Source organism: Acinetobacter sp. ANC 5414, assembly GCF_013004295.1.
Lineage (GTDB): Bacteria > Pseudomonadota > Gammaproteobacteria > Pseudomonadales > Moraxellaceae > Acinetobacter.
This window is the reverse complement of sequence record NZ_JABERM010000011.1, coordinates 25,640-38,948: the sequence shown is the minus strand read 5'-3', so window position 1 is coordinate 38,948 and position 13,309 is coordinate 25,640. Positions and strand designations below refer to the sequence as shown.

At 39.4% G+C, this 13,309-nt stretch carries 9 protein-coding genes; 4 read left to right on the top strand and 5 right to left on the bottom strand.

Features of this window, described 5'->3' with window-relative positions; genetic code table 11:
* Positions 1-77: 77 nt before the first annotated feature.
* From HLH18_RS07750 to HLH18_RS07735, 4 genes are all read right to left on the bottom strand, one after another.
* Positions 78-1,439 (bottom strand): LLM class flavin-dependent oxidoreductase, encoded by a 1,362-nt coding sequence (locus HLH18_RS07750; protein ID WP_171546376.1) that lies wholly within the window; start codon positions 1,437-1,439, stop codon positions 78-80.
* 311 nt (positions 1,440-1,750) lie between these two features.
* Positions 1,751-3,121, bottom strand: coding sequence for an LLM class flavin-dependent oxidoreductase (locus HLH18_RS07745; protein WP_171546375.1), 1,371 nt, complete (start codon positions 3,119-3,121; stop codon positions 1,751-1,753).
* Positions 3,122-3,293: 172 nt separating this feature from the next.
* The gene (locus tag HLH18_RS07740; protein ID WP_171546374.1) at positions 3,294-4,661 is read right to left on the bottom strand and encodes an MATE family efflux transporter; all 1,368 of its coding nucleotides are present in this window, start codon (positions 4,659-4,661) and stop codon (positions 3,294-3,296) included.
* 120 nt (positions 4,662-4,781) lie between these two features.
* Positions 4,782-5,936, bottom strand: a complete 1,155-nt coding sequence (locus HLH18_RS07735; protein WP_171546373.1) for a methionine aminotransferase — start codon at positions 5,934-5,936, stop codon at positions 4,782-4,784.
* A 223-nt stretch (positions 5,937-6,159) separates the two neighbouring features.
* Between HLH18_RS07735 and HLH18_RS07730 the strand changes: the two genes are divergently transcribed.
* From HLH18_RS07730 to HLH18_RS07720, 3 genes are read left to right on the top strand one after another with little or no spacing between them, the layout of a single operon-like run.
* Complete coding sequence (locus HLH18_RS07730) at positions 6,160-9,024, top strand: type VI secretion system Vgr family protein (protein WP_171546372.1); 2,865 nt, start codon at positions 6,160-6,162, stop codon at positions 9,022-9,024.
* Entirely contained in the window at positions 9,024-10,619 is a 1,596-nt protein-coding gene (locus HLH18_RS07725) for a glycoside hydrolase family 19 protein (protein ID WP_171546371.1), read from the top strand. Before HLH18_RS07730 ends, HLH18_RS07725 begins: the two co-directional genes overlap by 1 nt.
* Before the next feature lie 23 nt (positions 10,620-10,642).
* A complete protein-coding gene (locus HLH18_RS07720) occupies positions 10,643-11,176 on the top strand; it encodes a hypothetical protein (RefSeq protein WP_171546370.1) in 534 nt (177 codons plus the stop codon).
* A gap of 342 nt (positions 11,177-11,518) precedes the next feature.
* Here the strand turns inward: HLH18_RS07720 and HLH18_RS07715 are convergent, their stop codons facing one another.
* Positions 11,519-12,445, bottom strand: coding sequence for a Dyp-type peroxidase (locus HLH18_RS07715; RefSeq protein WP_171546369.1), 927 nt, complete (start codon positions 12,443-12,445; stop codon positions 11,519-11,521).
* Between the two features lie 162 nt (positions 12,446-12,607).
* Between HLH18_RS07715 and HLH18_RS07710 the strand changes: the two genes are divergently transcribed.
* Positions 12,608-13,228 carry a LysE family transporter gene (locus HLH18_RS07710; protein WP_171546368.1) on the top strand — a complete coding sequence of 207 codons (621 nt, stop codon included), beginning with the start codon at positions 12,608-12,610 and terminating at the stop codon, positions 13,226-13,228.
* The last annotated feature ends 81 nt before the right edge of the window (positions 13,229-13,309 follow it).

Here is a 13,309-nt window from a genome sequence, read left to right as displayed (position 1 = left end):
GGGTTTTTTTATATCTTTTAAAAATAATCCGATATAAAAAATCCCTCATAAATGAGGGATTTTTAATTGGTTTTAACTTAAGAGGCTTTTACTTGTTGACGTGCCAAAACATACTGGTTTTCAGGACGTTTCAGTCCTAAGTTTTCACGCAAGCTTGAGCCTTCATATTCGGTACGGAACAGGCCACGGCGCTGCAGTTCAGGCACAATAAATTCGACAAAGTCATTCAGACCGGCAGGGGTGGTCGGCGGCAAAATATTAAAACCATCCGCGCCTTCATTTTCGAACCATTGTTGCAGTTGATCCACCACTTGTTCAGGCGTGCCAATGAGAGTCCAGTGACCACGTGCTGATGCAATATATTCATACAGTTGGCGAATGGTAAAATTATGCTTGCGCGCAATATCAATCATCATTTGCTGACGGCTGGAGAAATTAATGTCGGCATCTTCAAGTTTCGGGAAAGGAGCATCCAGGTCATATTTTTCTAAATTAATCCCGCCAGATAAACCTGACAATAAACTTAAACCGACTTTTGGATGAATTAAGCTGTTCAATAATTCATATTTTTCTTGCGCTTCCTGTTCAGTTTTAGCCACGAAAATAGACACACCCGGCATGATTTTCAAGTCATCTGCATGACGGCCATATTTCACTAAACGGCTTTTGACATCACGATAGAACTCTTGGGCATCTTCCAAATTTTGTTGAGCGGTAAAGATGACCTCAGCATATTTTCCTGCAAGCTCTCGGCCATCTTCGGACTGGCCCGCTTGCACAATCACCGGATAACCTTGCGGTGGGCGAGAGACGTTTAGGGGGCCTTGGACGCTAAAATATTTGCCCTTGTGTTCTGGCTCGTGAATTTTATCGGCATGGAAAAATTGCCCCGTTTCCTTGTTATAAATAAAGGCATCATTTTCCCAAGAATCCCAAAGTTTTTGGGTTACTTCGATAAATTCATCGGCACGTTCATAACGTGTTTTAGGATCTGGATGTTGTTCTAAGCCGAAGTTACGCGCGGTATCGGGGGATGCGGTGGTCACCACATTCCATGCTGCACGACCTTTGGAAATATGATCTAAAGACGCAAATTTACGCGCCAAAATGTAGGGATCTTCATAAGTGGTTGATGCGGTCGCAATAAAGCCCAGATTTTTGGTCACTGCAGACAACGCAGCAAACAAGGTCACCGGTTCAAAGCCGACGCCTTTATCCCCTAAGCCTAATTCACCTTCAATTGCCGAACCCCAACGAACGGATAAGCCATCTGCTAAAAAGTAAGCATCAAATAAACCCTTTTCTGCGGTTTTTGCGAGTTCGATAATGTAATCAAGATTCAAGTGGTCTTGAGGGCGAGATTCAGGATGACGCCAGCCCGCAGCATGTTGAGCGGTCGCGGGAATAAAGGCACCGAGTTTAATTTGACGTTTTGACATTGTTCTATCCTATGATTGGTATTTTTCTCAACAGTGCATATTTCAAATTGTATGCCAATTAAAAAATATAATTAAAACAATAATATAAAATAGATATGATTTTTATATGTTTAATAATCAGCAGAAAAAAGGGCAGCTTTGTTTAAAAGCAGACAGTAGAAAAAATGCAGTGCTTATATGAAAAGTGAGCTATTGAATGAGAAGAGGGCAATCTCTGTTGTTATGCTATTTTTTTAGATAAATCAAAAAGGGGGGATTTTTAAAAATGGCATAAAAAAATGCCCCGAAGGGCATTTTAAATCGTTCTTGGATTAAGATGCCTGCGCTTGTTGTTGTACCAGAACATATTGGTTTTCAGGACGTTTTAAACCCAGATTTTCACGCAAAGTGCTTCCTTCATATTCAGTGCGGAACAGGCCACGACGTTGCAGTTCAGGCACAATAAACTCCACAAAATCATTCAGACCTGCTGGAGTCGACGGTGGCAATACATTGAAGCCATCTGCTGCTTCATTTTCAAACCAGTTTTGCAACTGATCCACCACCTGTTCCGGTGTACCAATGAGCGTCCAGTGACCGCGTGCCGAGGCAATATATTCATACAGCTGGCGGATGCTGAAGTTATGTTTTTGTGCAATCTCAATCATCATTTGCTGACGGCTAGAGAAGTTGATGTCGGCTTCTTCCAGTTTCGGGAATGGTGCATCCAGATCAAATTTTGAAAGATCAATATGACCAGCCAAACCAGAAAGTAAGCCTAAACCGACATCTGGGTGAATCAGGCTGTTTAACAACTGATATTTTTCTTGGGCTTCTTGTTCGGTTTTTGCCACGAAAATGGATACGCCCGGCATGATTTTTAAGTCATCGGCATGGCGACCGTATCTACTTAAACGTGCTTTGACATCACGGTAGAAGGCTTGTGCATCATCCAAACTTTGTTGTGCAGTGAAAATGACTTCGGCATATTTTGCTGCCAGTTCACGACCATCTTCCGACTGACCCGCTTGGACAATCACCGGATAGCCTTGCGGCGGACGAGGGACATTCAGTGAACCTTGTACATTAAAATATTTGCCTGTATGTCGCGGTTCATGCTGCTTGGTTGCATCAAAGAATTGACCGCTTTCTTTATTATAAATGAAGGTATCATCTTCCCAGGAATCCCAGAGTTTTTGCATCACTTCAATAAATTCATCGGCACGTTCATAACGGACTTTTGCATCTGGATGGGCAGTAAAACCAAAGTTTCGTGCCGTATCGGCTGAAATGGTGGTGACCACGTTCCATGCGGCACGCCCTTTAGAGATATGATCTAAAGAGGCATATTTACGTGCCAAAAGGTAAGGTTCTTCATAAGTGGTTGATGCGGTGGCAATAAAACCAATGTGTTTGGTCACTGCTGAAATAGCCGCAAATAATGTTACCGGTTCAAAACCAACCACCTTGTCGCTATAACCAATACTTTGCTTGTTTTTGGAAGCACCATGACTCCAATTCACCGATAAGCCATCGGCAAGAAAATAGGCATCGAATAACCCTTTTTCGGCAGTTTTCGCCAGTTCAATCGCGTAATCAATGCTTAAATGATCTTGTGGACGAGACTGCGGGTGACGCCAGCCTGCTGCGTGCTGAGAGGTGGTGGGAATAAAAGCACCCAGTTTAATTTGTCGTTTCGACATGGTCATACCCTGTTGTAATCATTCATTTTCACATGGTTATAACAAGGAATCAGAAGCTTGGAAAATACGATAAAATTAAATCCTTATCAGCTATATGGGATAAGGAAATGGATCGTATCAATCCGCCTTTTGCAGTGGCTTTTGCAAAGAACAGTGATTGTTTAATTTATTTTTAAATTAATGCCTTAACGGTTTTTTTCTTCCAGACTAATTGATAATACAGACCTTGAAGAATACATAAGCAGACAAAGGCCAAGGCATACGCATACCAGATGCCTTGCAAGCCCCACCATTGGCTGAACAAATAGGCGCACGGCACTTCAATGCCAATAATGGCAGCAATATTAATGATCATGGGAACAGTCACCGTACCACTGGCACGCATGATTGAAGCAAAAATGGCACTCGCACCAAAAAAGATAATCGACCACAATACAATAAATAAAAGTTGCTGCCCTAGTACAACCACCGTCGGGTCGGTGATAAACAGTGCCATCAGATATTTTGAGAACAGATAAGCCAAAGCCACCAGTCCACCGGTAATGACGATATTCATACCCAGTGCGGTACGCGTGACTTTGTTCAGGAGTTCTGATTTTCCTGCACCAATCGCTTGAGCGGCAAAAATGGAAGCAGCAATAGAAATAGACAGAGCGGGAAATTGAATATAGTTCAGCACCTGATTAACTGCCCCATAGGCTGCAGTTGCATGCGAACCATAACGATTCACCAAGCCGACAATGACTAATCCTGCAACGGATGTCGTCACCATTTGAACCCCAGTTGGAATGCCCAAACGCAGAATGATTATACTAAGTTCACGTTGATGGCGAATATGACTGAGCAGATGACGGTCAGGCTTAAGTGGATGATCTTTTTTATTTAAATATACGGCTAAAAAGATCAGTACCGCAAGGTAACCGACAATGGTGGCAATGGCAGGTGCAACAATGCCCATTTTCGGAAAGCCAAAATACCCCGCAATCAGCACAGGGGTAATCAGTACGCCAATCAGAATAGTCATGCCGGATGCAATCAGCGGGGTGGTACTGTCACCGACACCGCGTAAAATTGAAGTATAAATAATATAAATAAACAGCAAGGGACTGCCGGCCAGCATCCATTGTACATAAGGCAATGACAGATGCATGACATCTGGATCTGTGCCTAAGGCTAGCAAAATATGTTCAGCAAAAAGCACCCCGAACAGGGCAATAATACTGCCGCCAATTAAAGTCATAAACAGGGTCGAACCGACGACAAAACGGACTTTTTCAATATTTTTCGCCCCCCAGGCTTGTCCAATCAATACGGTTGCACCTGCTGAAAGGCCAATTACAAAAGCCAACAGACAGAACAAAATCGGGAAGAATACAGCCACTGCTGCAATCGCATTCACCCCCATCATTTGCCCGACAAAAATGGTATTAATCGTTCCTGAAAGGTTCTGCAAAATATTGGTCGCAATCAACGGCCACAGAAAAACTAAAAATGTTTTCCATAAGTTTTGTTGATCGAGCAGTGATTGATGATGGGGCATGGAACGTCCTGTAAAAATATTTTTATCATTTTCAGATTTAAGCTAACCCTAGCTGAATTAGCTTAAAATAGCCTTAGCTTTTAGGTAACTGAGGCTTAAACTTACGAATACATCATCAACTTAAACAGCAGATAAAATGGCAGATGCCTGTTCTAAGGTTTCATCTTTTTTGGCAAAACAAAAACGGATTAAACGTAAATTTTCGGGCGCTTGCTGATAAAAAACGGAAACAGGAATCGCCACAATGCCATGATGCTCAGCGAGAAATTTACACATCTCGACATCGTTTAAATCGGGGCGAATGGCACTGTAATTTAGGTTCTGGAAATAAGTCCCTTGTGACGGGGTAAAATAAAAGCGTGAGTTGCGAATGCCTGAATTAAACAGATCACGTTTATCCTGATAAAAGTCGGCAAGTTGTTCAATATGTTCAGGATGCTGTTGCATAAAAGTCGCCAGTGCCATCTGTATTGGAGTGACACCGCAAAAACTGACAAATTGATAAACCTGCCTAAATAGTTTCATCAGTTCAGGCGATGCGATACAGTACCCGGTTTTCCAGCCCGTGACATGAAAGGTTTTACCAAAGGAACCGACCACAATGCTGCGGTCACGCAATTCAGGGAAAGACAGCGCCGAATAGTGCTTTTGACCATCAAAAACCAGATGTTCATAGACTTCATCGGACAGCACTACAATATTCTTGTCACGAATCAGTTCAATTAAATTTAACCAGTCCTGATGTGACCAAATTGCACCGCTAGGGTTGTGGGGAGTATTCACAATGATCATTCGGGTCTTGTCGTTGATGGCATCTTTGACCTGATTCCAGTTCACAGAAAACTCGGGTGCAACCAGAGGAATATGAATGGCTTTGCCACCCACCAGTTGCACACTTGGGCCATAACTGTCGTAGCTGGGGTCAAAAATAATGACTTCATCACCGGCATGAATGAGTGCCTGAATCGTACAAAAAATTCCGATGGTTGCCCCTGGGGTAATGGTGATTTCCGTGACGGGATCAATCACCAGTTGATCGCGTTTTAAAAATTGATGTGCCAATTGTTCGCGTAGCGAAATCAGTCCATCACTTGGCGCATATTGATTAAAGCCATCCAAAGCAGCTTGGCTTAAAGCTTTTAACAGCGCAGGAGGGGCTGCAAAATCGGGAAAACCTTGAGAGAGATTTAACGCATTCAGGCGATGTGCCATTGCAGTCATCACACTGAAAATAGTCACCCCTTGTGCAGGCAGTTTGGAATGGAGGTTAATCATGACCCGAACTCTTGAATATTGTTATTCTTTTCAGTGTAGCAGCAACACAGGAACTGAAAAATAAAAGTCTAATTTAATCTCTGCATTTTTAACCTCATCTAATCCATTTAAGTGAATGCAGCTTTTTCATAAAATTAACAAAAAACTCACTAGACTAAAAAAACAACATTTCCTAGAATGCAGCCACTTATTAAAATAATATCCTTAAAAATAATAAATTATTATGTTAAACACTATCCATGCTGTGATTGAAGCTATGGGCTTAAGTTTGCAAAAACGCGCCCTGCATTTATATTTTTCCAACGAATTGCTCAATCCTCAGGTCTTTATTCAAAGAATTGAAGGACAACATCGCATTAATCATGGCTTCAAGGCTGAACTGATTTGCTTGTCGACCAACGCGTATATTCCGCTGAAACAATTTATTGGCGGGCGAGTCGCTGTCGATCAAGTCACTGATTTAGGTGAACTCTCACGAATCACAGGTGTGGTGACGGGAGCTAGCCAAGGTCAAAGTGATGGGGCATTAACGCTGTATAAACTCACCATTGAAGATGCGACCGCACTCTGGCACAAGCGCCGGAATAGTCGTGTGTTTATGAACAAAAGCGTGCGTGATATCAGTGAAATCCTGTTTAAAGAATGGCAAAGTAAAAGTGCCTTATTTGCCGCCAGCTTGAGTCTAAATACGCAAGGCTTAACCCGGGAATACGATGTCCGTCCTTTTGTGATGCAATCCAATGAAACGGATTATGAATTTCTCACACGACTCTGGCGCAGTGAAGGCATTAACTGGCTGATTGATGAGTCTGAATACCGAGTTGCAGTTTCCTCCTTTACGATTCAGCCGCAGAAACTACGTTTAATTGATGAGAATCATCAATATAGTGGGTTAAACAGAAGATCAATCCGATTTCATCGCAGTCATGCCACAGAACGCTTGGATAGCATCACCAGTTTTATTGCCGAACGCTCTTTGCAGTCCACCGCAATTCAGATCCAGCGTTGGCAAGCCAACAGCCTATCGCAAGATCAAGCTAATAGTCTGTTTAGTACTCATCAACATAGTGAGTTGCAAGACAATGAAATCTTAAGCTTGGAGCAGGCTTGGACGATCAGCCCGGCATGGACATCAGATTTAACCGGTGCGGATCAGACTACGGTTTCAGGTCGTAAGCAATTAGAAAAACTCAATCAGCAGTTGTCCCGATACCAAGATTTGCAGGCCAAATTCTTCACCGCCAATAGCAGTGTACGTGATGCACAGGTGGGGTATTGGTTTGAATTAATCGATCATCCAGAAATTGATCTGCATTCAGGTTCAGATAAAGAATTTCTGATTTTGGGAAAAGCTTTTTATAACCAAAATAATTTACCGAAAGATATTCTCCGCCAGCTAGATGCCTTATTAACTTTAAGCCGTTGGCACCACCAAGGCGATGAACGACAAGCCAATGAGCTGTATGTAGTACGTCGTAATGTTCCCGTGATGCCTGAATATAGTCCTTTAATGCATCGACCTGCGGCCTATCCACAACGAGCCAAAGTCGTTGGACCTGAAGGTGAAACCATTTTTGTGGATGCATGGGGACGCATCAAAGTCCGCTTCATGTTTACTCGTGCGGACGACCATGATCACGATGGCGGTGCGGGGAGTAATGACAACGATACCGATTCAGCCTGGGTTGATGTGTTGACCCCTTGGGCAGGCGAAGGTTATGGCGCACGATTCCATCCTCGAATTGGTGAAATTGTGGTGATCGACTTCTTTGAAGGTGATGTTGACCGGCCTTTCGTGGTGGGACGTATTCATGAAGCTGAACGCCATCAAACCAGGTTTGATATTAAAGGTCAGTTGCCGGATACCAAAAAGTTAAGCGGTATTCGTTCACAAGAAGTGGCTGGAGCAGGCTTTAACCAGCTCCGTTTTGATGACACCACCGGACAGATCAGTACCCAATTGCAGAGCAGTCATGGTACCAGTCAGCTGAATTTAGGAAATTTGAGCCATCCTAAAGATAAAGAAATCAGTGATGGGCGTGGTGAAGGGTTTGAGTTAAGGACAGATCAGTACGGTGCTGTTCGAGCAGGTAAGGGACTACTAATTTCGACATATCCTCAAGATCAAGCCAATGGTCATCATCTCAGTACAAATGAAGCAAGAACTCAACTGCAATCAAGTCTGAATAATTCTGAAGTATTGAGTCAAATCGCAAAAAATCAGCTGACAGATCCGTTAGATGTTTTAGAAAATTTGAAGGCTTTTCTTGAGCACATTGAAAGTGGGGAAAAAGAGCAAGCGGATAGCTTTAAACAGTCTTTAATGCTATTGGCTGCGCCTGATTCGATTGCCCTTACGACAAATCAAGATATTCATATTTCAGCAGATCAACAGATTAACCATAGTGCGGGGGAGAGTATTAACTTCAGCACACAAAAGTCTTTGATTGCGCATGCAAGTCAGAAAATTAGTCTTTTTGCAGTACAAGAAGGAGCAAAGTTATATGCAGGAAAAGGAAAGGTTGAATTACAAGCACAGGATGATGCCATTGAAGTCATTGCTCGCAAGGTGATTAAGCTGATTTCTACCGAAGATAAAATTGAAATGATTAGCCCTAAAGAGATTGTACTGACTGCTGGTGGTTCGCAGTTAAAAATTAATAGTGAAGGTATCTTTACTACGACTGGTGGCAAGTTTGAGAGTAAGGCGGGGCAGCATAGTTTTATGGGAGGGGGGAAGGTAGTTATGCCTCAGACAAGTCTGCCAATACTGGAAACGCCTTATAGTAATCAAATGGATTACAGCTGGAATAGTTTTTCAGAGGGTGAAAAGGAAATTTTTGTTGTTGATAAATTAGATGGAAAATTAATTAAAAATATTAGAAATGAGCTAGATAGCGAAAAAAACATGAGTTCCTTAAGATTCTATACTCCACAACAAACAGAATTTACAGCCTTGGGATTTAATTCTTTAAATACTTATTTAAGTCAGGAAATATCAAACAATAATTGTGATGAGTTAATAGAAGAAATAGAAGAAGAAATTTTAGAAGATGATGAAGTTTATACAGAAGAGGATTTTGATTAATGAGTAATCTAGTCACAATTTTTTCTAAATTCTATGATAAATCTGGTCAACACATTATTAATCTAAATGTAAAGTCTCGTTATCATGGATCAACCAGAGAAAACCAGCAAAAGACAGATGGAAAGGGTTTTTTCATCTTTCAGGCATCTTCTAATAGAACAATCGAAATTTTGGTCAAGCCTCCAAATGCTAACGATTATATGGTTTTTAAAACGATTAATTCGTCCGTCATTTCATCCACTACTCATCCAATAAAAGTTTGTTTACCAAAAACTATTGAAGAATATCGAAAAGAAAATATAAAAATTCCTCAGAGTAAAACAGTAAAGAATTTTTTTAAGGTGGTTGATAGTAATGGAAAAGTGATGACTAATTTTCCTATACAATCACGTCCTAAAGGGAAAAAATCTTTTGAACGTTCTACTAATGAAGAAGGACTTGTAGAAATAGAATCTTCTCCAAATAGAGACATAGAAATTTTAGTTCTGACATCGAGTGATAAATTTGTTCTAAAAAAATCTGTAAATTCTGGCAATGGTTCACAACAACCAGTTCTTATTAAATTAGATGAACCATATGATAATTTTAAAACTTTATCGACAATAACGCTTCTAGATAGAAATGATAATAATTATATTGTAGAAAAAACAAATGTTGAAATATGGGCTCTAGATAGTAAAGAAAAAAATATAATTACTACTTCAAATGGAAAGCTTGCGGTTCGAGGTTATATTGGAAAGTGGTTGAAGATAACACTATATAAACCTGATGGTAGCCCGCTAAAATCTGTAGACTATTTGCCAAAAAGAATAAATGAAAGTTCAGTTAAGTTGCATTTAGATGTGGATGTAACAATCGGTAGAACAGCGAAAAATGAACCGAATATTACTAAACAGATAAGAGCAAATATACTTATAACTATGAATCAAATGCAAAAAATGTGGCCCAAAGCTGATCCTGAAAAAATGAAGCCTATTTTAGATGAATTAAATAGAGATCTAATTGGCTATAAGCTAGATACTAGATTAAGACAAGCTCATTTTATGGCTCAAGTTAGACAAGAAGTAGGGTCTTCATTTTCATTAAGAGAACAAGTTGAATATATGGGGGCAGCAGCATTAAAACAAATCGGATACTATAGAACACATCATAAAGATGCATATATAGATGGATATAAAAAAGGCAAAGGACCTGCAAATGGAGAAGTAATTGCTAACCGTATGTATGATGATAATTATAGAGGAGAAAAATATAAATTAGGTAATACCTCTCCGGGCGATGGTTGGAAATATTTAGGACGAGGATTAAAACAGTTAACAGGTAAGTCTAATTACCAAGATTTAACTAATATGTATTCAATTATATGGGCAGATGAAAAAGTGGATTTTGTAAAAAATCCAGAATTAATCGAAAAGCCTAAATATGCTGTAAGATCTGCTATTCGCTTTTGGCTAAAATATAAGTTATATGATGTAGCTGATAAAGGAGCGGAGGGAGTACAAGTGGATACTATTACTAAGATAATCAATAAAGCTACAGATTCATATGCTGCTCGTCGTCAGCATTTTATCCATGCTTATAAAATTTTTATTTAATTTAGTGGGAGTAGGACTATATAATGAAAAAAAAATCATTAATTATTTTTTTAAGTATACTAAATTCTTTTTTTTCTCAGAATTTATTTGCAAAAAAATATTGTACCCAAAGTGAAATTATTAATTTAAGAATTTTTGAAAAAAATAATTATAAACTATATAGTTATTCTTGTAGTACAAGTGAAGGTATCTATTTAAAAAATTTTTTAGGAAATTCAAATAAAAGAATTTTTTTAAATGAATTTGCTGATTTTGCGGCTAAAGAATCTCCTGAACTTCTAGCAGTAAGCGTATACAAGGCAAAGACCCAAAAGCCTCCAATTTTAATAACACTTCATAGAGCATACTATTGCTGTACTCCCCAGTTAGAGGGAAATATTTATAAAGTTAATCTTTATCAAATTATTGGAAATAAAAATAATTTTTCAATAAGAGATGTAACAAATATACTTGGTGAAAATTCAGAAGGTTTTGAGGGGCAATCGGAGGGTCAAGTTTTTTATAAATATAAAAATATTGCATCTATAAAAGAATGGCTTGAAGTAAATTATAAATAATATGCTAATTTTAGAGGTTAAAGGAGGTAAGGAGATACAATTTATAAAAGAATGGCTTGAAGTAAATTATAAATAATATGCTAATTTTAGAGGTTAAAGGAGGTAAGGAGATACAATTCGATAATTTCTGGAAATCAAACTTTTGTTTCAGTACTGAAGTTTAAGTATAAAGGGGGGGAATTATTAAATGTGATTATATCCAGAATTACTTATACAAAAATTGCGGTAGGTAGTTTATTAATGATCATAATTTGACTTATATGGACTGTAATTATAAAGTAAAAAAGACTTTAATCAAAAACTAAAGTCTTAAAATTTATAAAGTAAAAAATTAAACAGGTGTTAAATACACCCTTCCAAAACCTTTTTCAGCAATTCCTCACTAGGTGCAAAGTAATAAGCACCATCAACTGGAGTTACAAAGTGAAGCAGGCGATCATGAATACCATCGCCAATTGTACCAAACATGTGTTGCAACATATGATCAATAATTTCTAAGTTCTTGGTATACGCAATAAAGAATAAACCTTGGTCCCCTTTACCATCACCATAAGGAAGAGAGTGACGTAAAATTTCCATTTCTTCGCCTTCATCATCTTCTATCACCACACGGGCAATGTGGGCATTTTTAGGTTTAACGTCGTCATCCAGTTCAATAGATTCTAATTTAGTCCGACCAATCACATTTTCTTGTGCATCGACTTTTAATTGTTTCCATTTTGCCAAGTTATGCGCATAACGTTGTGCAAAGACGAATGAACCATCAGCGAAAACGCCAGCATCTTCACCGAGTAAAGCGACTTCTGCACGGTCATCCGGGAATTGTGGGTTTTCAGTTCCGTCAATAAAACCAGTCAGGTCACGACCGTCAAAATTACGGAAACATACCCGTTCATCCAACACTTCAACTTTATCTTGAATACCTTCAAAGAAAGATTGGCTTAAGGCAAAGCAAATGTCCGTGCGTTGAGATGCAACATGAATTAAAACATCAGCAGGAACAACAGTCATTTGAAATGAACCGTGGATGGATTCTAATTGCTTAAAACCCTCAGGAGTTTGATTATAAAGTTTTGCCCAAAGTTCAGGACCAAATGCTACACCCGTTTTAATCTGTGCATTTGGATGCTGGGTGATTAAACGATCACGGGTGGTAAATAAATCTGCAAGTTTTTCTTTTAACCCATCAAGCGTTAAGTCTTTTAAACGTAAAACAATAAACCGAGCATGATCTGATGGTAATGGTAAAATTACAGATTGGGCAGTCATACATGACTCCTAACAATTTTTATAAAATACGTGGCTGGCTTTATTGTGCCTCATCACTGCCTGAGTGAATAGCCCAAAATTTTATTTTGATCGTTGATTTTTAAAGCTTCTGAAAGATGAAAAGTCATATAATAAGTCGGTCTTTCTATCTTCTTGTATTTTATGTCTTACCAAGTTTGGCTGGCGTATATGCTGGCGTGTTGGGTCATCAGTATTTCACCGGGTGCAGGTGCAATCGCTTCAATGTCGAGTGGTCTGAATTATGGCTTCCGCCGTGGCTACTGGAATGCTTTAGGTTTGCAACTCGCATTGTTGGTACAAATCGGGATTGTCGCAGCCGGGGTAGGGGTATTATTTGCGACTACACCATGGGCTTTTCTAGTGGTGAAATGGTTTGGCGTGTTGTATTTATTGTATTTGGCTTATTTGCAGTGGACTGCACCAACGCAATCGATTGAGATTCAACACGAACAACCGAATAAATCGATCCCTAAATTGGTTCTATATGGTTTCTTGGTCAATATGAGTAATCCCAAAGCCATCGTGTTTTTACTTGCAGTGCTGCCGCAGTTTTTGGATTTATCCAAACCACAATGGATTCAATATCTGATTATGGCGGTAACCATGGTCACGATTGATCTGATCGTGATGGCGGGTTATACAGGGCTTGCAGCCAAAGTTTTAAGATTGCTGCGATCACCCAAACAGCAAAAATATATGAACCGGACTTTTGCAGTGTTGTTTAGCTGTGCAGCGGGATTACTTAGCTTGGTACATCAGTAATCAGTCAAGATTATTTTGCCTCTCCTTATTAAGGAGAGGTTATTAGAAAATAAATGCATCTTAAAAGAATGATAGATATAT